Consider the following 25,053-nt stretch of genomic DNA (forward strand, 5'->3'; position numbering starts at 1 on the left):
ATTTAATCTAATTGCTATTATTCTGTATCTGGCAGGTTACGGCCATAGAATATTTCTTGCATTTCACGTGTTAGTTTTGAGCGAATCTCTTCTTCTTCGTCATCTGACAAGTCATCAGTAGATAAACCAAATAAATAGGTGTTTAAATCGGTTTCTTTTAACATCATTTTGGTATGGAACAAGTTTTCTTGATACACGTTCACGTCCATCATTTGGTACGCTTCTTTGGTATCTTCTGTCATGAAGTTTTGAATCGAATTAATTGCATGGTCAATGTAATGTTTAACGCCGTTTACATCACGGGTAAAACCACGTACGCGGTAATCAATCGTTACCACATCAGACTCAAGACTATGGATTAAGAAGTTTAACGCTTTAAGCGGCGAAATAATGCCACAGGTTGATACTTCAATATCCGCACGGAAAGTACAAATACCATCATCTGGGTGTGCTTCAGGATATGTGTGAACACAAATGTGGCTTTTATCAAGGTGTGCAACCACTGAGTCAGGTAATGGCCCTGGTGCTTCGTCAGCATCATAGTTTTGCTGCTCTTCTACAGGCTCTTCTGAAACTAAAATAGTTACACTGGCACCTTGTGGCTCATAATCTTGACGTGCAACATTTAAAATATTGGCACCAATAATATCAACCACATCACCTAAAATGTCGGTTAGTCTATCTGCACTATACTGCTCATCGATATATTCTATATATTCTTTACGTTGCTGCTCTGTTTTTGCATAGCAAATATCGTAAATACTAAAGCTTAGGCTTTTAGTTAAATTATTAAAGCCATGAAGTTTAAGTTTATCGAAGGGTTTGTTCATATAAACCAACCTATAAATTAGTGAAATCTGCACCTGCAGAATGAAAAGTTCGCGGATTTTATACGAATTTCACTCACGGAAAAAGCGTTATTTTTCCTGATCTTCAACAACTTCATGGCTGTGGGTAATTTCTACTGTTTTATCAAGCATTAATGCAACTGAGCAATACTTTTCGGCAGAAAGCGAAACCGCTCGCTCTAGGTGTTTTTCAGACACATTCTTACCAGTTACAACAAAGTGTAAATTAATTTTAGTGAACACGCGCGGGGCTGTTTCTGCTCGTTCAGCAGTTAATTGCACATCAACGGATGAGAAGTCTTGCTTGGTTTTTTTTAAAATACTTACCACATCAACCGATGAACAGCCACCGACAGACATAAGCACCATTTCCATTGGGCTTGGTGCTGCTCCGTCACTACCCGCATCAAATACCACATTATGATTACTATTAGAGCGGCCTATATAGGTATTACCTTCAACCCATTTTACATTTGCTTGCATTGTTTTATCTCATTAGTTTAATTTTGTATTCATTACACGCAGGCTCTCACGCGCATTTAAAATTAAATAGCGAATAAAGCGTGGTTTTTAAAGGAGGAACTATTAATTAATAGCGTTATCAAATAAGTTTTTAACTAGCCCAGCAAATTCATCAATAAAAGCATGCTGTTCTACTGTAACAGTGTGAGAGGTCACACTACTCAGCACTTCTTGTAAATCGTAAACAATGCCATCAACCTCGCGCACAATTTGACTGCGCTGCTCTGTAGAAAGGTCTGGGTGTTGTTGACAAATGCGTATGACATTTTCGGCAATTACATCTTCAATTAACTCAATAACGGTTGGCGCACCTGGCTTTATTTCGCCTGGTTTTTCAAACAACGCTAAGTTCTGAGTTAGGTACATTATTAAGTCATCGTACCCTTGCCTGTTTAAAACCATCGTTTATTTACCTCAAAAATACTGATTGCTTAATTTAAGCAGAAAGCACTAATAATTGCTAGCTTTGTGGGATTGCAATACAAAAAAAGCAGCCGAAGCTGCTTTTATACTAATTAAGTATTATTAACTTAATCTATTTTTAAGCCTGGGCTTAATGTTGCTGGCATGGTTACTTTTTCAAGTTCCACAGAAGCAACAGGGTATGCACAGTAATCGGCAGCGTAATAAGCGCTTGCTCTGTGATTACCTGAGGCACCAATACCACCAAACGGTGCAGCACTTGAGGCGCCTGTAATTGGACGGTTCCAATTAACAATACCCGCACGAATACGACGTAAGAAATGATCGTAATCAGCTTGGTTATCACTTAATAAACCTGCTGATAAACCAAAGCTAGTGTCGTTTGCTTTATCAATCGCTTGGTCAAAATCGTCAAAGCGGAATACTTTTAAAAGTGGACCAAAGTGCTCTTCATCTGGGAAGTCTTTAATATTTGTGCACTCAATAATACCCGGTGTAACAAAACCGGTGTTAGCTGTATGCTCAAGCTCAACTAATACTTCTCCACCCATGGCTTTTAACTCATCTTGTGCTTTAACCATACCAGCGGCAGCGGCCGCTGAGATCATTGAACCCATAAATGGTTGGTCAGCGTCGTCGTAGTTACCAACTTTAATTGCTTTAGTCGCTGTAATTAAGCGCGCTAAAATTTCATCGCCTTTAGCGCCTGTTGGTAAAAACAATTTACGCGCACAGGTACAACGTTGGCCGCTTGAGATAAACGCAGATTGCACAATATCGTGCACTACAGCAAGAGTATCTTCTGCATCTTTAACGATTAGCGGATTATTACCACCCATTTCAAGCGCTAAAATTTTACCTGGTTGGCCTGCGAACTGTTCATGTAAAATATGACCCGTACGTGAAGACCCAGTAAAGAATAAACCATCAATGCCTTTGTGTGACGCCAATGCTTTACCTGTTTCTACTTCACCTTGAACTAGGTTAATTACCCCAGCAGGTAAACCGGCTTTTTCCCATAGTTTAAGGGTTAGCTCAGCCACCATAGGTGTAAGTTCAGATGGCTTAAATACCACAGTATTACCGGCTAAAAGTGCAGGTACAATGTGGCCATTTGGTAAATGCCCAGGGAAGTTGTAAGGGCCAAATACAGCAACAACACCATGTGGCTTATGACGGATCATCGCACGGCCTTGCGGCATAGCGTTTTCAACATCACCAGTACGGTCTAAAAATGCTTTTTCAGCAATGGCAATTTTACCTACCATGGCGCCCGCTTCAGTACGTGTTTCCCAAAGTGGTTTACCTGTTTCTTGTGCAATAGCAACCGCTAGCTCTTCGCTGTGCTCTTTTAATGTTGCAGCAAAGGTTTTTACAATCTCTAAACGCTCGCTAAAGCTTTTATCAGCCCAGCTGTAAAATGCTTCACGTGCTGATGCTACAGCGCTATCTACTTGCTCTGCGCTTGCAGCTGATGCCTGCCAAATAACGTCGTTATTTGCAGGATTAACTGAGTTAAATTCTGTGCCTTGGCCTTGCGACCATTGACCATTAATAAATTGTGCAGGATGAGTCATATACTTTCTCCTAAATTAAACTGGGGTAGCAGTAACAAAGTCGCCCGATTTTAAATGTAATGCATCAGCAAGTTCTTGCGTAAGCACAAGGCTGTTTGAACGTGAATCAAATGCCATAGGAACAACGGTTGCTCTAAAGTCTTCAAGCTTATCATTGGCTAGCAATACCATGGTATCACCTGTCATTTCGCCAATTTCAACACTAAAGTTTTGTGCATTACGTACAGTAGCAATGTTATCTACTTTTGCTTCAACGGTTGGGCCTGCATCAAAAATGTCGACGTAACCATTAAAAGTAAAGCCTTCACTTTTTAATAACTGAATAGCTGGGCGCGTATTATCGTGTACTTGACCAATAACCGCTTGCGCTTCTTTACTCAATAAGTTGACGTAAATTGGGTATTTAGGCATTAACTCAGCAATAAACACTTTTTGCCCAATTCCCGTCAGATAATCTGCGGTTGGAAAATCCATTGAGAAAAAGTGCTCTTCAAGCCACTGCCAAAACGGGCTACTGCCGTTTTCGTCAGATACGCCACGCATTTCTGCGATAACGGTTTGTGCAAAGCGTTGCTGGTGCTGTTTTATAAACATAAAGCGTGCTTTTGAAAGCAGCTTACCGTTACAATTTTTTCGATAACCGTCTTTTAAAAACAGCGTACACAGCTCTGTAGCCCCAGTGTAGTCATTACAAAGGGTGAGAATATCTACCGCTTTATATACATCTAGCGTGCGCGAAGAGTGAATCACTTTACTCAAATGATAGTGATAAAATGCGTCATCTAAGCCAACTGCCGCTTCAATACCTGAAGTACCAACTACTTCACCAGTTTCAGTATCTTCAAGAACAAATAAGTACCCTTCATCACCAGGTTGTGACGTGGTTTTTGTAAATGAGTTAACTGAATGTGCAATCTTCTTTTGTAATAACTCTTCATTATTAGGTAAAGAAGTAAAGCCATGTCCCGACTCGTCGGCAATGGTTACTAAAGCTGCATAATCACTTTTTTGGATTGGGCGAAGGATCATCATGAATCCGCTTACTCCCTTATATATAACGGTAAATAGGAACTGCAGGGCAAACAATGTTTGCCCTTAGAGAAGTTGAATTAGCGATTACGCATTTACAACGTGGGCTACTGCTTTTTCAAAGCGTGCCATACCTTCGCGAATATCAGCTTCTGGTATTACTAAAGATGGAGTGAAACGAACCACATCAGCACCCGCTACAAGTGACATTAAGCCATGCTCAGTACCTGCAACTAAAAACTCTTTAGCGCGCCCTTTGTACTGCTCATTAACTACGGCACCGATTAATAAACCTTGGCCACGAATTTCACTAAATACATGGTACTTTTCGTTAATCGCATTAAGTAGCTCGGTAAATAACGCCGCTTTTGCTTTAACGCCCGCTAATACTTCTGGATTGTTCACTGTATCAAATGCGGCTTCTGCAACTGCACAGGCTAGTGGGTTACCGCCGTAAGTAGAACCATGAGTACCTACTTTAAGATGCTGTGCAATCTCAGTGGTTGTTAGCATAGCGCCAATTGGAAAACCGCCACCAAGTGCTTTTGCTGAAGTTAAAATGTCAGGTACTACGTTTAAGCCTTGGTATGCGTATAGCTCACCCGTACGACCAACACCTGATTGCACTTCATCAAAAATTAGCAATGCATTGTGCTTAGTACATAAATCACGAACGCCTTGAGCAAATTCGTCAGTTGGCGAGATAATACCGCCTTCACCTTGAATTGGCTCCATCATTACCGCACAGGTGTTATCGCTAATCAACGCTTCAAATGCGGCAAGGTCATTGTAGTCACAATGAACAATGTCGCCTGGCTTAGGACCAAAACCGTCAGAGTAAGCCGCTTGACCGCCTACAGTAACCGTGAAGAAGGTACGACCATGGAAACCTTTATTAAAGGCGATAATTTGTGACTTTTCTGCACCAAATTTATCAAGCGCAAAACGACGCGCTAATTTAAGTGCCGCTTCGTTTGCTTCTGCGCCTGAGTTTGCAAAGTAAACTTTTTCTGCAAAAGTCGCATCAACCATTTTTTTAGCTAAGCGAAGCGCTGGCTCATTGGTCATTACATTTGATAAATGCCAAATTTTTTCGCCCTGCTCTTTTAATGCACCCACTAATGCAGGATGGCAGTGGCCAAGACAGTTAACGGCAATACCACCAGCAAAGTCGATAAACTCTCGTCCTTGTTGATCCCATACACGAGAACCTTCGCCTCGAACTGGAATTACGCTTGAAGGTGCGTAGTTAGGAACCATTACGTGATCAAATAATTCGCGATTGACTGTCATTTTATTTCCTCTTAATTGTGTGCATCACAAAGCAGTAGAATAGGGGTGTGATTATTGTTAATAACCAAATGTGTCGGCAAAAAATAATAGCTATGTATTTGCCTGAAACTACGTTGTGGTTCAATTTTCAGGCGCTCATTATTTCAGAAATTTAGGGTTATGTCTCTTCAAAAACTTTCATGTACCCCTTTAAAATAAAGGGCTTAAGATATTATTTCATAGATAGTGAATAACTATTTGAGAGCTAATAATGATGTGCATTTACCTTAGTCAGCGCCTCTACAACGAAAAAAGCATAGCGCTTATAAACCAACTGCACATGAATAAGTAGAATTAAAGTGAATGAATAGTCGCAAAAAAATTAACAGATTTAATCGATTTGAAGTGCCAAATTAGTAAAATTAGCTGTTTGTAAGGTCTCTAACTCTTTTTTTGTAAACTTATAATAGCTAAACCAGCTTTGTAATTCATCGTCTTCAATAAGCTGGTGCTCTTTTAAATTTAAGTACTGAGAGTAGCAGCGAGCTTTTAAAATTACTTGTGATAATGGCAATAAGCTATCACCTTTTTCTGTCCCATTCACTAACTGCTGCATAACAGTGTTAAAGGGTAAGTATTTAAATGACATGGTTTCAATCACCTTGGCGCTAACAAGCAGTGATTTTTCATTCAGCAATGTCGTTAAAAATAGCGGGTCAGGTTTTAACTCCAACAACGCAGTGTGTAGGTTTTTGTCACCTTCTTCACGAGCACGCTGTATTTTGCGTTGCCATACTTGCTCAAACACTTTTAAGTATAAGCGCACTAAGGCAATTTGCCCCACATTTAATAACATGCCTAAAGTAAATGCATGCATGGGATTTAACCCATTAAGCTGCGCTAGAGTTTGTGCCGCAATAGCACATGACATAGTATTGTCTTTTAACCTGCGCTTTAATAGTGGAAATGGTGCGGTGCTGTTTGGCATCCAATGGCGCACTGCAAAAGTAGGCACTACCAGTTGCAGGTTGTCTAAGCCTAAATAACGTAATGCCAATGCTGGGGTATCTACTTTGACTGAGGTGCCTTTACTGCGTTGCTTACGATAAAAAGGTAAATTAACTAAGGTAACCAGCTCTCGTCCAAGCCAGTTTAAATCGTTAATTAGCGGCTCTAAACGACCGACCGATGCCGCGCGTGTTGCAAGAATATCAAGTATCGCGGGCACATTATCATCTATACCAACAGTGTCTTTGATGACTAAATCTATGTCTTCAAGACGTTTGGCCATCACGGTTTCAATAACCGTATGTAATTTTTGACTGGTTTTTGCCTGTAACTTTTGATGTGAAGTACTTTTTTGTTGACGCTTTTGCTGAGCGGCCACTTCAACTTCTAATAAGGTACGCTTTTTAACGGGCTTACCATCATTGAGGTCTAAGGTATGAATAAAGCCTATTTGCTGATTAGCAAAACTATGACCCAGTAGCAAATCATGCGCTCGTTGGTGTAGCACGTTAACAATTCGCTGTTGCTGCAATGTATCGCTCATAAACTCTATCTTAAGGCAAAAAAGGAAAATAGCTTACAGGTATAAGCCTAGAAGCGCGTTAAAAAGTTATCAAGTAAGGCTAAGCCTTGCTCGGTCAAAATTGCTTCAGGGTGAAACTGCACGCCTTCAAGTGCAAGCTCATTATGCAACAATCCCATAATTTCATCACGCAGCCCAGTTTTGCTTTGTGTCCATGCTGTTACTTCTAGTTCTTTAGGCAATGAGTGTGCTTCAACAATTAAAGAATGGTAGCGGCACACTGTCAGCGGGTTTGGTAAACCTTTAAACATACCTTGATGCTGATGATAAATTGGCGATGTTTTTCCATGCATAACCTGTTTAGCGCGCACCACCTTACCACCTAGCACCTGAGCAATAGTTTGGTGCCCCAAACAAATACCTAATATAGGATAAGTTCCTTTAAATTGCTCTACAACAGATAACGATACTCCCGCTTCACTTGGGCTTTTAGGGCCTGGAGAAATCACAATATGATCGGGGTTTAACTGTTTAATTTCGCTCAGCGTTATTTGGTCGTTACGTTTTACCACCACTTCTTGATCTAATCGTTGAAAATACTGTACCAAATTGTAGGTAAACGAGTCGTAGTTATCGATCATTAAAAGCATGTATTAAAGTACTCAAAGTAATTAGGCGGATGGTTATTGCATGCATATTCTAACTGAAGGCTTTGCAGGTGTCAGTGTTTTGCAGCTCAGCTAATACAAATAGCTCGCTTACAATCAGCAATGGTTGATTTATTTTAAATCAGCCCAAGCTCTATTATATGAGTAATTCAGTAGTTACAAACTGTCTATCAGTAAAGTGACCTGCATTATCCAACAGCGCATTAAATACGTATAAACAAGGAGTAACCTATGTTAGGCGAAGACCATTCATTAACTAAAGACTTTCCTGATTACACGCAAACAATTGCAAAACTCAATGCAAATGATGAAAACTTTGCTACTAAAGCAAAACAATACAATGAAATCGATAAAGAAATTCGGGTACTTGAACTGCAAGACTCACCTATCGATGACGAAGCTATGCAGCAGCTAAAGCACGACAGAATGGTATTAAAAGATTGGTTACATCAACAATTAACGAGTACTAATTAATCACTATTGCTTGGCGTCTATTAAATAGACGCCAAAATTTAATTATCATTTCCCTCTCCTACCCTCTGCTAATCTATAATTTTAACCATTATGGTGCAAAAGCATTGCTATTCGTTTAGCTTAAAGACAAGCTAGCTTTATCTAAATTAAACAACGTTATTTTTTATGGCTAAATACTTACTCTCGATTGATCAAGGAACGACAAGCTCTCGGGCTATTTTATATAGCAAAGATGCACAGGTGATAGGGAGTGCTCAACAAACCTTCCCTCAGCATTTTGTAAAAAATGGTTGGGTTGAACACGATCCTGTAGATATTTGGCAAACTGTATTAACCAGCGTCAAAAACCTCTTAGCGCAGCAACAAGTAACTGCCGCCGACATAATTGCCATCGGCATTGCTAATCAGCGAGAAACCACTTTAGTGTGGAATAAAAAAACTGGGCAACCTATTTATAACGCGATTGTATGGCAAGACCGACGCACCAGTGAATATTGCGATAGTTTACGCCATGCTGGGCATACAAAAATGGTGAATGATAAAACCGGTTTAGTACTCGACCCTTATTTTTCTGCAACCAAAGTTCGTTGGATTTTAGATAACGTCACTGGCGCTAAAGAGCAAGCACAAGCAGGTGAACTAGCATTTGGCACGGTAGATACCTACTTATTGTGGCAATTAACCGACGGTAAAGTGCACAAAACCGATGCCACTAATGCCTCACGAACTTTACTGTTTAATATTCATCAGCAATGCTGGGATGAAGAATTACTGGCTTTATTTGATATCCCACTGGCTATGTTGCCTGAGGTAATGGACTCAGCGGCTGATTTTGGGATAACAAGCGACGAGTTGTTCGGTAGTGAAATTCCTATTTGTGGTATTGCAGGCGATCAGCAAGCGGCTTTAATTGGTCAAGCCTGTTTTGAAGAAGGTATGGCAAAAAGCACCTACGGCACGGGCTGCTTTTTAATGCTTAACACTGGCGATAAAGCACTAAAATCAAATAATCGTTTATTAACCACTCTTGCATATCGGCTCAACGGCAAACCAACCTATGCAATTGAAGGCAGCATTTTTATGGCTGGTGCCACCATGCAATGGATAGTAGAAGGCCTAAAGTTATTAGAAAACGCGGGAGAAAGTGAAGCTCTTGTCAAAGGTGTTCCCTTAGATCATGGGGTGTTTTTAGTGCCCTCGTTTACTGGCTTAGGAGCGCCCTATTGGGATGCAAATGCAAGAGGCGCTATTTTAGGCCTAACCCGAGATTCAGGCATTAGTACTATTGTGGCAGCTGCCTTGCAGTCGGTGGGTTATCAAACCAAAGATTTACAAAAAGCCATGGAGGGTGACGGACTTCGCCCTAGTATTTTAAGGGTTGATGGCGGCATGGCAAACAATAATTGGGCCATGGCATTTTTAGCTAACATTTTAGGCGCAAGCGTTGAACGCCCAACCTTGACCGAAACCACTTCATTGGGGGTTGCCTACTTAGCAGGCCTGCAAACTGGGGTATATGAATCAACTGCGCAGCTTGCCAACATGTGGAAAAGCGATCGCCGCTTTGAACCAACCATGAGCAGTGAAGAGCGCAACGATTTATATGCAAAGTGGCTACATTGCATTGCACAAGTTAGACTTTCTAATAGTACTGACGACGAGAGTGACTAAGAATCTATGAGCGTACACGATAACGAATATGACTTACTCATTATTGGCGGCGGCATTAACGGCGCTGGCATTGCTGCCGATGCCAGTGGCCGTGGCTTAAAAGTACTCTTATGTGAGCAGAACGACTTAGCTTCTGCCACCTCCTCTAATAGCAGTAAACTTATTCATGGCGGGCTTCGCTATTTAGAGAATTATCAATTTAGATTGGTAAGAGAAGCCTTGCGTGAGCGTGAAATACTGTTAAAAAAAGCACCGCATATTATGTGGCCACTGTCTTTTCGACTGCCGCATCAAACACATTTACGATCGCCATGGATGATTCGTGTGGGGTTATTTATTTACGACCACCTAGCCAAGCGTAATACTTTACCCGCTTCAAAGGCGATTGAGTTTAACAGCGATAGCGTTCTTAACAGCAGCATTACCCAAGGCTTTGAATACGCAGACGGCTGGGTTGATGACGCACGTTTAGTGATTTTAAACGCACAAGCAGCGCATAATTTTGGTGCCACCATTGCAACACGCACGCGCTGTATTAAAGCCATCCGTAACGCAGACTATTGGGATGTGAGTTTAGAGCAGCAAGCCAGCAAACAACACCTAAACATTAAGGCTAAAAGTGTTGTAAATGCTGCAGGCCCTTGGGTAGCATCATTATTTGAAGATGTATTTACCCAGCCCACACCACATACTGTTCGTCTTGTAAAAGGCAGTCATATTGTGGTGCCTCGAATTCATAGCCAGCCAGTTGCCTATATTTTACAAAATGAAGATAACCGCATTGTATTTGTGATTCCTTATGAGCAAGATTACTCACTGATTGGCACCACGGATGAAGAGTACACCGGCGATATTACTGATGTAAAAATTAGTGAGCAAGAAATCGAATACCTGATCAGTATTACTAATCATTACTTTAAAAAGCCAATAAGCGAAGCGGATATTGTGCACACGTTTAGTGGCGTGCGCCCGCTGTTAGATGACAAATCAACAGATGCCCAAGCAGTCACCCGCGATTACAAACTGATATTAAATAATGAGGCTGATCATGCTCCATTATTAAGTGTGTTTGGTGGCAAAATTACCACTTATAGAAAGCTTGCAGAAAATGCCGTCAATAAGTTAGCGCCTTTTTACCCAAAAATGAGTGGCTCGTGGACGAAAAACCCCCCTTTACCAGGCGGCGACTTTAGTAACCAAGCATACCTTATCGCTCAGTTAGAAAGCAGCTATCCTTGGCTGCCAACCGACACCTTAAAACGTATGGCTCGCAGCTATGGCACGCTTAGTTTTCAATTATTGGGTAAAAGCCAAGCAATCGGCGATTTAGGTTATCACTTTGGCCATGGCTTATATGCACAAGAAGTTGATTACTTAGTTAACCATGAATGGGCAAAAAACAGCGCAGATATATTGTGGCGCAGAACTAAGCTCGGACTACGCTTTACTGAAAAACAAATCATTGCCTTAGGGCAATATTTGACTAAACATCCTGCTTGCCACAACTAAACTGCGATTAACTCGTTGCAACAAGGTGCTGTGATGAGTGAGCGCCTTACTTTAACCGAAACCACCTCACTGGGGGTGACTTACTTAGCAGGATTACAAACTGAGGTGTATGAATCAACTGCGCAGCTTGCCAAGCGTTCGTCGCTTTGAACCAAGTATAAGCAGTGAAGAGCGCAACAATTTATACGCAAAATGGCTACATTGTATTGCATTGAACAAGTTAGACTTTTCAATAGCACTGACGACAAGAGTGAGCAAGTAAACACAAGAATACTTATGGGCGCACACAATAATACTAAAAGTACCTGCAATGTCGTACTTCGATTAATCAAAATTACAAAGAAGCCTCAAAAACATCTGGATGACGGCTAGCTAAAGTAATAATCTCATCTATGATGACTCTTATTTTAGGCAGAATGTAAGGTGTTTTTAGCCAAACAATACTGATGGGTGCTCCTTCGCCATTGAATTTCTCTAATACAGGGCATAATTGCCCATCATCAAGGTATTGCTTCACTAACCATACTGGTAGTTGAGCTAAACCTGCACCAGATAAAGTCGATTGCAAAATACCTTCACAGTCGGCTATCTCATGACGTGCTGAAATATCAACAGATTCGGTTGCCCCTTTAGCATTTTTCAGCAGCCAACTATGCCTTTGTCCTATTGGCCAACCGACGATGCAATCATGTTGAGCAATATCTTCTTTTTTGGTAATCGGTTCTCGCGTTGCTAAATAAGAGGGAGAGGCACATATCACCCTTTTTTGCTCCCCTATTTTACGTGCAACAATATCGCCCGAGTTTTCTAAGTGACCAACGCGGATCGCAAGATCAATCCCATCACTAACTAAATCCGTAGGACGGTCATTAAAGGTAATAGATAGATCTAATTGCTCGAACTTGGACGTTAATTCTAGCAACTTGGGTAGGATTGATCTTCTACCGAGAACTGCGGGTAAATCAATACGCACACGCCCTGATGGCAATAACTGTTGATTGCTTAAGCGCTTCTCTGCTTCCTCTAAAATGGTCATCGCTTTAAGGCAGTCGGCTAAATAGGAATCCCCATCATTGGTTAACGCGATACGTCGAGTTGTTCGATGAAGGAGTTTGGTGCCTAGCTGTTTTTCTAGTCGAGCAACACTTTTACTTAAAGCTGAACCGGTCATTCCAAGCGCTTGAGCCGCAAGGGTAAAACTCCCCAATTGCGCAACGGTGACAAAGTGACGAACTTCTATAAATTGGCTTTTTAACATCATTAATTCCCCACAGGACTTTGTGTTTATCATTTTAAAGACTTAATAAACCAATGTGAATCGATTATTCTGCATACATCAACGAGATTATTCACATCAACTAGTTTTAATTAAGGTAAACATAATGAATAACTTCAATAGATTCAGTGGGAAGGTTGCTTTTATCCAAGGTGGCAGTCGCGGTATTGGTGCCGCCATTGTTGAGAGATTGGCATTGGAGGGAGCGTCTGTTGCTTTTACATTTGTGTCATCTCACGAAAAAGCTAAAGCGCTTGCTGAGAACTTAACTTCACAAGGTAGCAAAAAAGTCATCGCAATAAAGGCGGATAGCACTAAGCCTGAAGATATCAGAAATGCAATCAGCGAAACCATAGAACAACTTGGTCAAATTGATATTGTCGTAAACAACTCAGGTACGCTGATCTGGGACAGTATTGAAAATTTGACGATGGATGATTGGGACAAGACCATCAATACCAACGTACGAAGTGTATTTGTGGCTATTCATGAAGCCGCGAAGCATATGAATAATAACGGCAGAATAATCAATATCAGTAGTACGAACGCTCAGCGCATTCCTTTTGCTGGCGGTTCTATATATGGAATGAGCAAGTCTGCACTAACCGGATTGGTTAAAGGTCTCTCTCGCGATCTAGGCTCTAGAGGCATTACAGTTAATAACATTCTTCCTGGTCCAGTGGATACTGACTTAAACCCAGACAATGGCGATACTTCGGAGCCTGTAAAAGCAATAGGTGCACTTGGTCGTTATGGTCAAGTTGAGGAGATTGCTAGCTTAGTTGCATTCGTTGCTAGCTCAGAAGCGGGTTATATCACTGGCGCTGACTTGATGATCGACGGTGGATTTTCCGCTTAATCAAGATATGCGGTCGAGTAGCTCGTGATTTATCAATCTAACTTCAGCAATCATCGATACATGGTCAGTAAAGAGAAGTACTATGGTTGGCCTATTTCAAGGCCAACCTTTTTAGAATACCTACAAATAGCAAATAGCAATTAGCTGTCACAACATAAAAATCCAATATTAAATACTGAGCCCACAAAAAAGAGGCTACCAATCGACACCTTAAAACGTATAGCGCGCAGCTATGGCACACTTAGTTAACCATGAATGGTTAAGAACTAACGCAGATATATTGTGGCGCAGAACTAAGCTCGGACTACGCTTTACTGAAAAACAAGTCATTGCCTTAGGGCAATATTTAACTAAGTCATAGCTAAACTGCGATTAACTCGTTGCAACAAGGTGCTGTGTTAATGCAGCTTTTTCATCAGCCGAAAGCATTTGCTTTGTTTTGCTGGCGAAGTCATAACGTACCATGACCGTTTTACCAATAGCACAGCACTTATCTTGCTGCCAGGCTTCTTGGCGGATCACAAATGAGCTATTACCAATCTGCTCTATGCTGGAGTTAATTGTCACTTCATGGGCATAAAATAACTCGCCGACAAACGACACTTCAACCTTAGCAATAATTAACTTCCAGTTGTGAGGATTAAGATCAGGGGTAAAAAATTTAAAAATAGGTACTCGGGCGGCTTCAAACCAAACAGGGAGTACGGTATTGTTGATGTGTCCGAGTGCATCCGTTTCGCTAAAGCGCGGCATCACTTTTTCAGTAAACATAATAATCCATAATAATTAAACAGGTAACTCATGACGGACTTTATCCGCGTGTATGACAACGCGCTCAGCAGTGACTTTTGTGATAACTTTATCACTACCTTTTCTCAAAGCCCGCATATTAAACAAGGGATGACATCGGGCGGCGTTGATCTTAATAAAAAAGATAGCCACGACCTGCACTTAAACAATCATCCTGAATACGCAGAACAATTAAAGCATATTCAACAAACCACTGCACAGTATGTTTTTAAATACATCGAAGAACATATTTTTATGATGATTGGGGCATTTGGTTTAAAAGTGTATCACCCAAAAACAGGCCAGCCGGTAGATTTGACTCATGCCAATTATGACGAAGTAGGTAAACCACAACTTCCTTTATTGGTGCAACAAATTTTTAGGCTCGGTAATATTCAAGCACAAAAATATGAGGTCAATAAAGGGGGCTATCCGTATTGGCATAGTGAGGTATATCCGCAGTTACAACATAATGAAGCCCTGCATCGGGTATTGTTATTTATGTTTTATTTAAATGATGTTGAAGAAGGCGGAGAAACCGAGTTTTATTATCAAAATCGTAAAATAGCCCCTAAAAAAGGCAGCATGGTGGTTGCTCCAGGATATTTCACGCATACACATAGAGGCAATAAGCCAGTATCAAATGATAAGTATATTTTAACCTCATGGGTTTTGTTTAATCGAGCAGAGCAAATATATGGAACCCCACAAAGCTAGGTAATCAGCCAATAAAAAAGCCATAAGTAATTTTTACTTATGGCTTTAAAAAGTATTGAATAAATAAGGGATTAACCTAGTAGCTCATCAAACAAATTAAATAGCGTGTCCATTTCTTCTAGAGTGTTGTAGTGCATGCAACCAATGCGTACTACGCCGCCCTTATCAAGCACACCAAGTTGTTTACATAAAGCTTGGGCGTAAAAATTACCATCCCATACACATACATGCTGTTTGCCCAAAAATTCAGACACTTGGCGAGGCTCTAACCCTTCAAAGGTCAGTGCAAACGTAGGGGTACGCTCACTTAAGCGTTCTAAGTCATCAATACCAAACAATTTAATACGCGGGTAATTAACCAGGCGTGTTAAAAAGTATTCACTAAGCGCCATCTCGTGTTGTTTCGTTTTTTCAAACGCAACACGCAGTTTTTCTCGGCGTGAGTGACTGTCATCAAGTTCGCTAATTGCCGCAATGTAATCAACCGCCGCAATAAAGCCCGCTAGTGCTTCAAAACTTTGGGTACCAGTTTCCCAACGACCAGGAGCAATATCTTTTGCTGGCTCTACTTTATAAGGTGTAAACCCTTCTAAATGCGAAGCTTTACCGTATACCATACCTAAGTGCGGACCAAAAAACTTATATGCAGAACACGCTAAAAAGTCACAATCTAATGCTTGCACATCGATTAGTTCATGAGGGGCATAATGCACAGCATCAACATACACCAATGCACCGACATTGTGAGCAAGCTCTATAATGCGTTTAATATCGTTAATAGAGCCAGTGGTATTTGATGCATACGTAACGGCAACTAATTTCGTGTTAGCGTTTAATAAGCTTTCAAAATGCGCCATATCTAGACTGCAATCGGCTTCGTTAATTAGCGCAGTGTTAACCACTGCGCCTTTATCTTCAGCGGCTTGCTGCCAAGACGATACATTTGAAAAATGATCTGCATTGGACACAATAATTTCATCGCCTGCTTTCCAACTGCGTGAAATCGCGCGGCTGAAGCTAAACGTAAGGCTGGTCATGTTCGGACCAAACACAATATTTTGTGCACTAGGGGCATTTAACAAATCAGCCGCCGCTTGACGCGCATTAGCCATTAGCTCAACCGTTTTGTCACTTGAGAAAAACGCACCGCCCAAGTTTGAATTGTAATGCCCTAAATAAGCGGTCATGGCACTCAGTACCGGCTGGGGTACTTGTGAGCCACCTGGCCCATCTAAAAATACCGGTGACTTGCCATCAACCGTTTGCATTAAAGCGGGAAATTGCGCGCGCAATTGCATTAAATTCATTTTATTTCTCTTAAGCAGTTAGTACAAAACAATCCAGGTAACCTGGTTTGTTAGCATCAATTTTGTTCATTGGCGTGGCGTTATGCCATACCTGACGGTCATTAATTAGTGCAAACATGCCGTCTTTTATTTCCATTTTAAAACAAGGTTCTGCTTGTTGGTTTTCATAAACCAATAGCTCTCCACCTTCTAAATTCTCATGAGAAACACCACATACACACACATGATCAAACCCGTCTTGATGCACACCTTCTGGGGCTGCTGGCGTGTCGCTATCAATGGCAAGCATTCTAAATTGGTGAATTTCAATATCACGCTCTGCATCAATACCGGTAATCGCACAAAATTCGCTAACAATACTTTTCATACCCTCAGACTCAAGCAAGCTTTGCTCTAAATTTTCGTAAGTACGTTCAACATTACCTTGAAAGGTATTAATTGAATCGTCTTGCACAAACGCTTTAGTCGCTTGAAGATTAAGCTCACCATTTTGTAGTTTAACTACTGAATAACGGCGTTTGCGAAACGCACCATCTGCATATGGGTTTGCAGGTAAGTTATCAAAAGAAGGCTTAACCAAATCAATGTTGGCTTGGTTAATAAAACGAAGTTGCAGTAAATTCTGGTTGTTTAATGCGGTCATAAAATCCTGCTTATAATAATGATAATATTGGCAGGGATTTTAATGCATATAGCGAGGATTTTTTGCTTTATTATTCAACTAAAAAGTAAATAATACTTAAATTTAATTCAATATAAGATTATTAAAGCATGAATAATCCAAATTAAATTCAAACGACAAAAAACCCGCCGAAGCGGGCTTTTCATTCAAACTCTATTAATTATACAGCTTGCTGAATAATTACGTTGTCTGCTTTTTTAGTGTATTGAGGCATACGGTGGAAGTTCAAGTAACGGTAGGTATCTGCTGCCGTTGCATTGATTTTCGCTGCATATTCTTGGTACTCAGCCGGAGTAGGTAATTTACCTAAAATTGCCGCTACTGCCGCCAGCTCTGCTGAAGCTAAGAACACATTTGCGCCTGTACCTAAACGGTTAGGGAAATTACGTGTTGAGGTAGACACAACCGTTGCTTTATCTGCAACACGTGCTTGGTTACCCATACACAGTGAACACCCAGGCGTTTCAATACGTGCTCCAACACGACCAAAGATACCGTAGTAACCTTCGTCCGTAAGCTGGTCTTTGTCCATCTTAGTTGGTGGTGCAACCCAAAGCTGTGTTGGAATACGACCAGTAAAGCCATCTAGTAATTTACCTGCGGCACGGAAGTGACCAATGTTAGTCATACAAGAACCGATGAATACCTCATCAATTTTCTCGCCTGTCACGTCAGATAGTAAACGCGCATCATCAGGGTCATTTGGCGCACAAAGTACTGGCTCTTTAATATCAGCTAAGTCGATTTCAAGCACATGCTTGTACTCAGCATCTTTATCCGCTTCCATTAGTTCTGGGTTAGCTAGCCATTCTTGCATTGCTGTAATACGACGTTCGATTGTACGTACATCACCGTAGCCTTCAGAAATCATCCACTTAAGCATAACAATGTTAGACTCAAGGTATTCGCTGATCGACTCTTTAGAAAGCTTAACAGTACAACCTGCTGCTGAGCGCTCTGCTGATGCATCTGATAGTTCAAATGCTTGCTCAACAGTTAAGTGCTCAACTCCTTCAATTTCTAGTATACGACCAGAGAACTCGTTGATTTTACCTTTCTTCTCAACCGTTAATAGCCCTTCTTTAATACCGTAGTAAGGGATGGCATGAACGAGGTCACGCAACGTGATACCAGGCTGCATTTCACCTTTAAAACGAACCAAAATCGATTCAGGCATATCAAGTGGCATAACACCTGTTGCTGCTGCAAATGCGACCGCACCTGAACCCGCTGGGAATGAAATACCTAATGGGAAACGAGTATGTGAATCACCACCGGTACCTACGGTGTCTGGTAATAACATACGGTTCAACCATGAGTGAATTACACCATCACCAGGACGAAGCGATACACCGCCACGGTTCATGATGAAATCAGGAAGTGTATGATGCGTATTTACGTCAATTGGTTTAGGGTAAGCCGATGTATGACAGAAAGACTGCATGGTTAAATCTGCAGAGAAGCCTAAACAGGCTAAGTCTTTAAGCTCATCACGTGTCATAGGACCCGTGGTATCTTGCGAGCCAACCGTAGTCATTTTTGGTTCACAGTATTGGCCTGGGCGAATACCGGCAACATTACATGCTTTACCCACCATTTTTTGCGCAAGCGTAAAGCCTTTATCTGACACTTCAGTAACTGCTGGTACTTTAAATACGTCAGTTGCACCTAAACCCAGTGATGTACGTGCTTTGTCTGTAAGACCGCGACCAATGATCAGTGGAATACGACCACCAGCACGAACCTCATCAAGAATGACGTCTGATTTAAGTGTGAACGTAGAGATCACGTCATCAGTACCGTGACGTTTAACAACCCCTTCATAAGGGTAAATGTCGATTTGGTCACCCATGTTGAATTCATCAACATTTAATTCGATTGGTAATGCACCCGAGTCTTCCATTGTATTGAAAAAGATAGGCGCAATCTTGTTACCTAAACAGACACCACCTACGCGCTTATTTGGGACAAATGGGATATCAGCACCCATAAACCAAAGCACGGAATTAGTAGCAGATTTACGTGAAGATCCCGTACCAACAACATCACCTACGTAAGCAAGTGGTAAGCCTTTAGTTTTTAATTCTTCAAGTTGAGTGACAGGACCTACTTCACCGTTTTTGTCAGGATTAATACCATCACGTTCTGTTTTAAGCATCGCTAGTGCGTGAAGTGGAATATCAGGGCGTGACCATGCATCTGGAGCGGGTGATAAGTCATCAGTGTTTGTCTCACCAGTGACTTTAAATACAGTAACCGAGATCTTTTCAGCAACAGCTGGCTTATTAGTAAACCATTCTGCGGCAGCCCAAGACTCAATGATTTGTTTGGCGTATGTATTACCTGCTTTTGCTTTTTCTTCTACATCGTAAAACGCATCAAACATTAATAATGTGTTTGCAAGGCCCTTAACTACGATTGGCGCTAACGCTTCGTCATCAAGTAGGTCAACCATTGGCGCGATATTGTAGCCACCAAGCATAGTACCAAGCAATTCAGCTGCTTTTTCTTTAGAAAGAAGTGGAGAAACGGCTTCACCTTTTGCAACTGCCGCTAAAAAACCAGCTTTAATATAGGCTGCATCATCGACACCCGGCGGTACACGATTGATTAGTAGTTCTAGGACGAATTCTTCTTCACCTGCCGGTGGAGTTTTAATTAGCTCAATAAGATCAGCCGTTTGCTGAGCATCTAATGGCGCTGGTACGATACCTAACGCGGCACGTTCTTCTACGTGTTTACGATATTCTTGTAGCACAGTATTGCCCTCTTGGTGACGTGAAAGTATTCGGTAGTGTTTACAAAACACACTATAACCCAATACTTATAGTATTCTAACGCTCGATTATAAAGCTTTTATACATAGATTAAAATCCATCCACTTGGGCAACTAGTTATATCGATTATTAATAATATGAATAGTGAATTTCATAAAATCAACTTTCATGAATACTTATTAACAGCCATAAAAAAACCCAGCATAAGCTGGGTTTTTACTTAATTAGAAACTATTAACGAAGTACTTTTACACGTTTAATAGATTTTACGTGTGCTTCAACACGACGGTTTTCAGCGTGTGCTTGTGCCGTATTCGCTTCATTTTTAAGGCGTTCTTCGCCTAAGCCAGCTGTTGTAATGCGATCTTCTGCAATACCATCAGCAATTAGCTTTTTAGCTACTGCATCAGCACGTTTTTTAGATAACCATTTATTGTAAGACGCTTTACCTACTGCAGACGTATGACCTTCAAGAAGTACAGTTGTATCTGGGTACTCTTTTAAGAAAGACGCTACTTCGTCAATATCATTTAAGTACTGCTGTGAAACTGACGAGTCATTGTTAGGGAATGTTACTAACAAGCTTACTGTTACTTCAGTATCTTCATAAAGTGTACAACCATCACTATCAACCGCATCTGTCATCGGTGTGTTAGCACATTTGTCATCTACATCAGGAATGCTATCTTTATCAGTATCAGCAAGTGTTACCGGCACTGGAACAATTTCTGGCTCTGGTTGTGGTGCAGGCTCAACTGGTGCTACTGGCGCTGATTTTTGGCCGAAAAAGTAGTTAATACCTAATTTTGCGCCAACATCTGTGTAGCCTTTGTCTAAACCTTGGTAAACACTTGTTTCAGCATTTACAAAGAAGTTGTCTGTAACAAAGTGTCGGTAACCTACACCTGCATTTACAAACGTGTTGTCATCAACAACATCAATGTCTTTCAGACCGAATAAACCGTAAAAAGGGCCGCCGCCAAAGTGGTAAAGCGCATCGATACCGTAACGTTCGCCGTCAATATCGTTGCGGTTGTTAAGTACTTTGTCATGTGCATTAAAATCTAGGTCTGCGTATTCTAAACGTGCGCTCCAGTAATCATTAAAGCGGTAACCTAATTCAGCACCCCAACCTGTTGACTCATTAACGTCAAGGCCAGCCTGCTCACGCATGTTTTTCCACGAAGCATCGTAGTAATCACCGAACGCACCAATGTAAAAACCTTCTTGTTCGGCAGCAAAAGTAGATGCGCTAGTTGCAGCTAACGCTATGGCAATTGTAAGTGATTTTAATTTCATTGTTTTCTTCCCATTTTAACAACTAAAAATGTAGCTAAGCATTGCTAGCTCTTCTAACTTACCTATACAGTAACTGAGCCTTTGTTAATCAATACTTAACGCAAATATATTTTTTCAATATCTTAGGATAATAAAACTAGCCCATAAAAAATGTTACTGAACAAAGACTAGCTCAAAAAGCAAACAATCGCTTTAAACCCCATACGATCACTAGCCTTTATGGATGTTATGGTATCATTCGTTCATAGTTTGCTCTATGAATGAACATCGCAGGGGTAAAAAATGACCTTTTATATTCATTTTAAAATGCAATAAACCATACTTAAGTACCGCAAAAAGTACGATAATTCTTATCATCTTCGGGCGGCATTTGAAATTCAGTGGCCTGCAAATGGCTTGTGTAAGGGCTCGACATCACTTTGCTAAAACGACTGAGTAGCTCACTATCCCCATGCGTAGTGTACTGAGTAATAATATCTTCAATAATATGATTACGTGGGATCACGCTCGGATTAGCTTGTCGCATCATCTGATAACTGTGCTCATTAGTTCGTGTTTGCCATTGCTGTGCCCAAGAGGTAAGTGCTGATGGTATTTCAGCTTGCCCATTTAACGACTCAGTGAGTGCATTAAAAGTATTGGTATAATCAAGCTGGTGTTCTTTTAATAGCCCTAGTAACTCTCCCACCAGCTCATTATCTTTATCATCAGCTATTGTTAGCCCTAACTTTTGTGCCCACATAGCGCTAAATTGCTGATTAAATTGGGTCGAAAAGTCTGCAATGATAGGTGTCAGCATTGCTACGGCTTGCTCATCGTCGTCACTTATTAGTGCCATTAGACTCTCTGCTAAGCGAGCACAGTTCCAACTCGCCATGTTTGGCTGATTACCAAATGCGTAACGCCCTTGCTTATCAATAGAGCTAAACACGGTATCAAAATCAAACTGGTTCATCATGGCACATGGACCGTAATCTATGGTTTCACCACTAATTAAGGTGTTGTCGGTATTCATTACCCCATGAATAAACCCCACCCTCATCCAACTTACGACTAAGTTAACTTGATTGGTTATCACTGCGGCAAGAAAATCCAAGTATCGCTGGGCGCCAGTGCTGTTAATTTCAGGGTAATGTCTTTGAATGGCTAAATCGGCTAAGTTTTTTAGACTGGTCAAATCGCCTTGGGTAGCTAAATATTGAAACGAGCCAACTCGAATATGACTACTCGCGAGTCGCGTTACAATAGCGCCAGGTTGCGGCGGGTTACGATAAACAGTTTCACCACTACCAACCACGGCTAAACAACGCGTAGTAGGAATGCCAAGCGCATGCATTGCTTCGCTCATTACGTACTCACGAATAGCAGGTCCTAATGCACAGCGCCCATCTCCACCACGCGAGAATGGCGTAGCGCCAGCGCCTTTTAATTGCAAATCCCAAAGCTGGTTTTTATCATCACTGATCGCGCCAAGTAAATGCGCTCGGCCGTCTCCTAAGCGTGGAGAAAAATGACCAAACTGATGACCCGAATACCCTAATGCAACTGCAGAAACTGCTTGAGGTTCATTTCCACTGAATATATTTGCTCGAGAATCTGCATCCACTTGTATATTAAATTGCTCAGCTAAGGGCTCATTCCATAACAATAACTGTGGCGCTGTCACCTTGGCTGGATGATCGCTAATAGCAAACCCCTCACCAATATCGGTATACCTTGGCACTAATTTCATGTTTAATCCTATTGTTTTTGGCTGATACCTACGCGATTGTCGCCTACACCATAAGCGACAATTAAGCTTAGCTCTTGCATGCTTAAGCCGCTTTGCTGCTGCAGTTCATTAAAGAATGCCTGCGCCGCACTTAGTGACTTTTTAGTTTGTAATCCGCCATCTATAATTTTATGGGCACGCAAATAGCTTTCTACATCTCTTGAAAGTAAAAAAGTATCTTTCCCCAAGGCACGCAGTGCATAAGGACCAGTATTACCACCCAGCCTTGCACCATGTTTTTTTAAATACGCCCACAAACCAATAATATCTTCACTTGGCCAGTTAGCAATAAACTGACTAAAACTGCCGTGTTGCTCTGCAACTTCGTGGATCATATACGCATTATCAGTAATGGTTTTTACTTTTTTATAATTGCGCACTATTCGTTCGTCACTGGCTTTTTGTTCTAACATGTCTGGTGGCATCATCAATAATTTTTCAACACTGAAATCCCAGAAAACCTCTCTAAATCCGGCCCACTTACTGTTGATCACCGACCAATAAAAACCACTTTGAAAAACTTTCCGAGTAAATTCTTCTAGCCAATCATCATCACTTAATGTGACGAGTTGCTTTGTTGATAAAGGTTTTGCGAGTAACAACTTAAGCATTTTTTCAGAGCCCTTTCGCTCCACTGCACGCTTATAAATATCGCTAAATTTTTCCATCTACTTAATACCTTACTTCGACCATGAAACTAGTTTACGAGAAAAGCAGCCAATACGTAACCGTTGCTATTATCGATGAAGTATTCTGTATTTAGTCACTTGACACCTAGACGGCTAAAGTGGTTTAATCGCCACACTTACCCTATTACATTGTATTTGCTGATTGATTTTTCAATAGCAAGTGCAAAGGGCTGGAAGAGGTGCGTTATTCAGGTAGCGTATGTTAGGAGCGCAAACTCCATTGAGCATACGTGAGGGGAATTAACGCCGAGAGGTAACACTTTTTTGTGAAAGATTACTTCGGGCGACTAGGTTGAATCCTAGCGACTGTCACCAATAACATATTTGGTGGAGAGCTTCTGGTCTTAGTATAATAAGGCCGTGCGCCCTATTATTTAAGCCCATTCGCTCTTCGAATTATAAATACATTCAAAGAGTCAGGCACACTAAATACCCGCCAATAACTCGACGAATGCCCTATAAGTTCGTGAGAGATGATCAACAACTTCAATATTAACAATTTCCATTTATGGACTGCGCTGATCACCCCATTTGATCAAAATGGCCTAGTTGATTACGCAACCTTAGACACCTTGGTGGCCGAACAAGAAGCCTCTAATAACGGCATTTTATTACTTGGTAGCACTGGCGAAGGGTTAGCCCTGACCCTAAAAGAGCAGCAAGCCATCGTAGAGCATGTTTGCCAATTACAGCCGAGCGTCCCGCTTATGGTCGCAGTCGGTGGTAGTAACTTAAAGCAGCAGCTTGAATGGGTTAACTACTGCAACCAACTGCCTATACATGGTTTTTTACTTGGCTCGCCTTTGTACGCCAAACCCGGTGCAGTGGGGCAAACGCATTGGTTTGAAAGCCTGCTCAATGCCAGTTCTCATCCTTGTATGCTTTATAACGTACCAGGACGTAGTGCGGTTAGCATTCCCATTACAACCATTGAAAACCTCAAACAACATAAAAATTTATGGGCACTCAAAGAAGCCAGTGGCTGTATTTCTCAATTTGAAGCCTATCGACAAGCAGCACCTGAACTAGCCATTTTTAGTGGTGACGATGCCCTCATGCCTTATTTTGCCCAAGCAGGTGCAAAAGGTTTAGTGTCGGTTGCAGCCAATGCATGGCCAGTGCAAACCCATGAGTTTGTAAAGCGCAGTTTAAGCGGCCAACACCCTAATCTTTTTGTCCAGTGGTCTAGCGCTATCAATAGCTTATTTTCAGTAGCAAACCCCATTCCAGTCAAAGTGTTAATGCATTTACAAGGGCGTATTAGCAGTCCGCATTTACGTCCACCTTTAACACACCTTGAGCTGACACACACAGATGACATTTCATCGGCAAACAACACCATTTTATCTTGGCATTAAATACA

The 25,053-nt window shown here is 41.3% G+C and carries 23 protein-coding genes, 1 pseudogene and 1 riboswitch; of the genes and pseudogenes, 8 read left to right on the plus strand and 16 right to left on the minus strand.

Annotation, left to right across the window (positions count from 1 at the left end; translation table 11 throughout):
* Positions 1 to 17: 17 nt before the first annotated feature.
* From speD to CWB75_RS05885, 8 genes are all read right to left on the minus strand, one after another.
* Positions 18 to 830, minus strand: a complete 813-nt coding sequence (gene speD / locus CWB75_RS05850; protein ID WP_010392088.1) for an adenosylmethionine decarboxylase — start codon at positions 828 to 830, stop codon at positions 18 to 20.
* 87 nt (positions 831 to 917) lie between these two features.
* A complete protein-coding gene (locus tag CWB75_RS05855) occupies positions 918 to 1,331 on the minus strand; it encodes an OsmC family protein (RefSeq protein WP_010392086.1) in 414 nt (137 codons plus the stop codon).
* 102 nt (positions 1,332 to 1,433) lie between these two features.
* Positions 1,434 to 1,772 carry a DUF3802 family protein gene (locus tag CWB75_RS05860; RefSeq protein WP_010392083.1) on the minus strand — a complete coding sequence of 113 codons (339 nt, stop codon included), beginning with the start codon at positions 1,770 to 1,772 and terminating at the stop codon, positions 1,434 to 1,436.
* Between the two features lie 128 nt (positions 1,773 to 1,900).
* Complete coding sequence (gene astD, locus CWB75_RS05865) at positions 1,901 to 3,370, minus strand: succinylglutamate-semialdehyde dehydrogenase (protein WP_138570122.1); 1,470 nt, start codon at positions 3,368 to 3,370, stop codon at positions 1,901 to 1,903.
* 15 nt (positions 3,371 to 3,385) lie between these two features.
* Positions 3,386 to 4,402, minus strand: coding sequence for an arginine N-succinyltransferase (astA, locus tag CWB75_RS05870; RefSeq protein WP_055012478.1), 1,017 nt, complete (start codon positions 4,400 to 4,402; stop codon positions 3,386 to 3,388).
* Between the two features lie 84 nt (positions 4,403 to 4,486).
* Positions 4,487 to 5,692: an aspartate aminotransferase family protein gene (locus CWB75_RS05875; RefSeq protein ID WP_008108435.1), complete on the minus strand. Its 1,206-nt coding sequence runs from the start codon at positions 5,690 to 5,692 to the stop codon at positions 4,487 to 4,489.
* A gap of 370 nt (positions 5,693 to 6,062) precedes the next feature.
* Complete coding sequence (locus CWB75_RS05880) at positions 6,063 to 7,223, minus strand: HDOD domain-containing protein (protein ID WP_138570123.1); 1,161 nt, start codon at positions 7,221 to 7,223, stop codon at positions 6,063 to 6,065.
* Positions 7,224 to 7,270: 47 nt separating this feature from the next.
* Positions 7,271 to 7,852: an anthranilate synthase component II gene (locus CWB75_RS05885; protein WP_109875692.1), complete on the minus strand. Its 582-nt coding sequence runs from the start codon at positions 7,850 to 7,852 to the stop codon at positions 7,271 to 7,273.
* Between the two features lie 249 nt (positions 7,853 to 8,101).
* Here CWB75_RS05885 and CWB75_RS05890 point away from each other — a divergent pair, with 249 nt between their 5' ends.
* From CWB75_RS05890 to CWB75_RS05905, 4 genes and pseudogenes are all read left to right on the plus strand, one after another.
* A complete protein-coding gene (locus CWB75_RS05890) occupies positions 8,102 to 8,344 on the plus strand; it encodes an HP1242/YdcH family protein (RefSeq protein ID WP_054202764.1) in 243 nt (80 codons plus the stop codon).
* Between the two features lie 165 nt (positions 8,345 to 8,509).
* Positions 8,510 to 10,015 (plus strand): glycerol kinase GlpK, encoded by a 1,506-nt coding sequence (glpK, locus tag CWB75_RS05895; RefSeq protein ID WP_138570124.1) that lies wholly within the window; start codon positions 8,510 to 8,512, stop codon positions 10,013 to 10,015.
* Positions 10,016 to 10,021: 6 nt separating this feature from the next.
* Entirely contained in the window at positions 10,022 to 11,524 is a 1,503-nt protein-coding gene (glpD, locus tag CWB75_RS05900) for a glycerol-3-phosphate dehydrogenase (RefSeq protein WP_138570125.1), read from the plus strand.
* Between the two features lie 39 nt (positions 11,525 to 11,563).
* Positions 11,564 to 11,735: pseudogene (locus CWB75_RS05905) on the plus strand (glycerol kinase); the annotation flags it as partial.
* Positions 11,736 to 11,858: 123 nt separating this feature from the next.
* On the opposite strand, the gene CWB75_RS05910 reads toward CWB75_RS05905, so the two are convergent.
* On the minus strand, positions 11,859 to 12,782 hold the full coding sequence (locus tag CWB75_RS05910; RefSeq protein WP_138570153.1) for a LysR family transcriptional regulator: 924 nt from the start codon (positions 12,780 to 12,782) through the stop codon (positions 11,859 to 11,861).
* A gap of 124 nt (positions 12,783 to 12,906) precedes the next feature.
* Here CWB75_RS05910 and CWB75_RS05915 point away from each other — a divergent pair, with 124 nt between their 5' ends.
* Positions 12,907 to 13,659 (plus strand): 3-oxoacyl-ACP reductase family protein, encoded by a 753-nt coding sequence (locus tag CWB75_RS05915; protein ID WP_138570126.1) that lies wholly within the window; start codon positions 12,907 to 12,909, stop codon positions 13,657 to 13,659.
* A gap of 232 nt (positions 13,660 to 13,891) precedes the next feature.
* Positions 13,892 to 14,020 (plus strand): hypothetical protein, encoded by a 129-nt coding sequence (locus CWB75_RS19285; RefSeq protein ID WP_258306477.1) that lies wholly within the window; start codon positions 13,892 to 13,894, stop codon positions 14,018 to 14,020.
* Between the two features lie 11 nt (positions 14,021 to 14,031).
* Here CWB75_RS19285 and CWB75_RS05925 read toward each other — a convergent pair whose 3' ends face one another.
* On the minus strand, positions 14,032 to 14,430 hold the full coding sequence (locus tag CWB75_RS05925; protein WP_010392057.1) for an acyl-CoA thioesterase: 399 nt from the start codon (positions 14,428 to 14,430) through the stop codon (positions 14,032 to 14,034).
* Positions 14,431 to 14,460: 30 nt separating this feature from the next.
* Between CWB75_RS05925 and CWB75_RS05930 the strand changes: the two genes are divergently transcribed.
* Complete coding sequence (locus CWB75_RS05930; RefSeq protein WP_010392055.1) at positions 14,461 to 15,165, plus strand: 2OG-Fe(II) oxygenase; 705 nt, start codon at positions 14,461 to 14,463, stop codon at positions 15,163 to 15,165.
* 71 nt (positions 15,166 to 15,236) lie between these two features.
* Here CWB75_RS05930 and CWB75_RS05935 read toward each other — a convergent pair whose 3' ends face one another.
* The 6 genes from CWB75_RS05935 to CWB75_RS05960 all read right to left on the minus strand — a co-directional run bounded on the left by CWB75_RS05935 (position 15,237) and on the right by CWB75_RS05960 (position 23,669).
* Positions 15,237 to 16,472: a cysteine desulfurase-like protein gene (locus tag CWB75_RS05935; RefSeq protein WP_138570127.1), complete on the minus strand. Its 1,236-nt coding sequence runs from the start codon at positions 16,470 to 16,472 to the stop codon at positions 15,237 to 15,239.
* A 10-nt stretch (positions 16,473 to 16,482) separates the two neighbouring features.
* On the minus strand, positions 16,483 to 17,115 hold the full coding sequence (locus tag CWB75_RS05940) for a 2OG-Fe dioxygenase family protein (protein WP_008108423.1): 633 nt from the start codon (positions 17,113 to 17,115) through the stop codon (positions 16,483 to 16,485).
* Positions 17,116 to 17,314: 199 nt separating this feature from the next.
* Positions 17,315 to 19,912 (minus strand): bifunctional aconitate hydratase 2/2-methylisocitrate dehydratase, encoded by a 2,598-nt coding sequence (gene acnB / locus CWB75_RS05945; RefSeq protein ID WP_138570154.1) that lies wholly within the window; start codon positions 19,910 to 19,912, stop codon positions 17,315 to 17,317.
* 253 nt (positions 19,913 to 20,165) lie between these two features.
* Positions 20,166 to 21,230 (minus strand): OmpA family protein, encoded by a 1,065-nt coding sequence (locus tag CWB75_RS05950; RefSeq protein ID WP_010392045.1) that lies wholly within the window; start codon positions 21,228 to 21,230, stop codon positions 20,166 to 20,168.
* Between the two features lie 322 nt (positions 21,231 to 21,552).
* Positions 21,553 to 22,962, minus strand: coding sequence for a protein adenylyltransferase SelO (locus tag CWB75_RS05955; protein ID WP_138570128.1), 1,410 nt, complete (start codon positions 22,960 to 22,962; stop codon positions 21,553 to 21,555).
* An 8-nt stretch (positions 22,963 to 22,970) separates the two neighbouring features.
* Positions 22,971 to 23,669: a DNA-3-methyladenine glycosylase I gene (locus CWB75_RS05960; protein WP_010392041.1), complete on the minus strand. Its 699-nt coding sequence runs from the start codon at positions 23,667 to 23,669 to the stop codon at positions 22,971 to 22,973.
* Positions 23,670 to 23,856: 187 nt separating this feature from the next.
* Positions 23,857 to 24,036, plus strand: a riboswitch (Lysine riboswitch).
* A gap of 127 nt (positions 24,037 to 24,163) precedes the next feature.
* Between CWB75_RS05960 and dapA the strand changes: the two genes are divergently transcribed.
* A complete protein-coding gene (gene dapA, locus CWB75_RS05965; RefSeq protein WP_138570129.1) occupies positions 24,164 to 25,048 on the plus strand; it encodes a 4-hydroxy-tetrahydrodipicolinate synthase in 885 nt (294 codons plus the stop codon).
* Positions 25,049 to 25,053 lie beyond the last annotated feature (5 nt).

The organism is Pseudoalteromonas sp. S1608 (genome assembly GCF_005887265.1).
GTDB classification, from domain to species: Bacteria; Pseudomonadota; Gammaproteobacteria; order Enterobacterales; family Alteromonadaceae; genus Pseudoalteromonas; species Pseudoalteromonas undina.

What these genes read in the sequence shown, in the direction of transcription:
- speD (WP_010392088.1), bottom strand. Translation starts at nt 830, where the DNA reads ATGAACAAACCCTTCGATAAACTTAAACTTCATGGCTTTAATAATTTA.
- CWB75_RS05855 (WP_010392086.1), bottom strand. Translation starts at nt 1,331, where the DNA reads ATGCAAGCAAATGTAAAATGGGTTGAAGGTAATACCTATATAGGCCGC.
- CWB75_RS05860 (WP_010392083.1), bottom strand. Translation starts at nt 1,772, where the DNA reads ATGGTTTTAAACAGGCAAGGGTACGATGACTTAATAATGTACCTAACT.
- astD (WP_138570122.1), bottom strand. Translation starts at nt 3,370, where the DNA reads ATGACTCATCCTGCACAATTTATTAATGGTCAATGGTCGCAAGGCCAA.
- astA (WP_055012478.1), bottom strand. Translation starts at nt 4,402, where the DNA reads ATGATGATCCTTCGCCCAATCCAAAAAAGTGATTATGCAGCTTTAGTA.
- CWB75_RS05875 (WP_008108435.1), bottom strand. Translation starts at nt 5,692, where the DNA reads ATGACAGTCAATCGCGAATTATTTGATCACGTAATGGTTCCTAACTAC.
- CWB75_RS05880 (WP_138570123.1), bottom strand. Translation starts at nt 7,223, where the DNA reads ATGAGCGATACATTGCAGCAACAGCGAATTGTTAACGTGCTACACCAA.
- CWB75_RS05885 (WP_109875692.1), bottom strand. Translation starts at nt 7,852, where the DNA reads ATGCTTTTAATGATCGATAACTACGACTCGTTTACCTACAATTTGGTA.
- CWB75_RS05890 (WP_054202764.1), top strand. Translation starts at nt 8,102, where the DNA reads ATGTTAGGCGAAGACCATTCATTAACTAAAGACTTTCCTGATTACACG.
- glpK (WP_138570124.1), top strand. Translation starts at nt 8,510, where the DNA reads ATGGCTAAATACTTACTCTCGATTGATCAAGGAACGACAAGCTCTCGG.
- glpD (WP_138570125.1), top strand. Translation starts at nt 10,022, where the DNA reads ATGAGCGTACACGATAACGAATATGACTTACTCATTATTGGCGGCGGC.
- CWB75_RS05910 (WP_138570153.1), bottom strand. Translation starts at nt 12,782, where the DNA reads ATGTTAAAAAGCCAATTTATAGAAGTTCGTCACTTTGTCACCGTTGCG.
- CWB75_RS05915 (WP_138570126.1), top strand. Translation starts at nt 12,907, where the DNA reads ATGAATAACTTCAATAGATTCAGTGGGAAGGTTGCTTTTATCCAAGGT.
- CWB75_RS19285 (WP_258306477.1), top strand. Translation starts at nt 13,892, where the DNA reads ATGGCACACTTAGTTAACCATGAATGGTTAAGAACTAACGCAGATATA.
- CWB75_RS05925 (WP_010392057.1), bottom strand. Translation starts at nt 14,430, where the DNA reads ATGTTTACTGAAAAAGTGATGCCGCGCTTTAGCGAAACGGATGCACTC.
- CWB75_RS05930 (WP_010392055.1), top strand. Translation starts at nt 14,461, where the DNA reads ATGACGGACTTTATCCGCGTGTATGACAACGCGCTCAGCAGTGACTTT.
- CWB75_RS05935 (WP_138570127.1), bottom strand. Translation starts at nt 16,472, where the DNA reads ATGAATTTAATGCAATTGCGCGCGCAATTTCCCGCTTTAATGCAAACG.
- CWB75_RS05940 (WP_008108423.1), bottom strand. Translation starts at nt 17,115, where the DNA reads ATGACCGCATTAAACAACCAGAATTTACTGCAACTTCGTTTTATTAAC.
- CWB75_RS05950 (WP_010392045.1), bottom strand. Translation starts at nt 21,230, where the DNA reads ATGAAATTAAAATCACTTACAATTGCCATAGCGTTAGCTGCAACTAGC.
- CWB75_RS05955 (WP_138570128.1), bottom strand. Translation starts at nt 22,962, where the DNA reads ATGAAATTAGTGCCAAGGTATACCGATATTGGTGAGGGGTTTGCTATT.
- CWB75_RS05960 (WP_010392041.1), bottom strand. Translation starts at nt 23,669, where the DNA reads ATGGAAAAATTTAGCGATATTTATAAGCGTGCAGTGGAGCGAAAGGGC.
- dapA (WP_138570129.1), top strand. Translation starts at nt 24,164, where the DNA reads ATGATCAACAACTTCAATATTAACAATTTCCATTTATGGACTGCGCTG.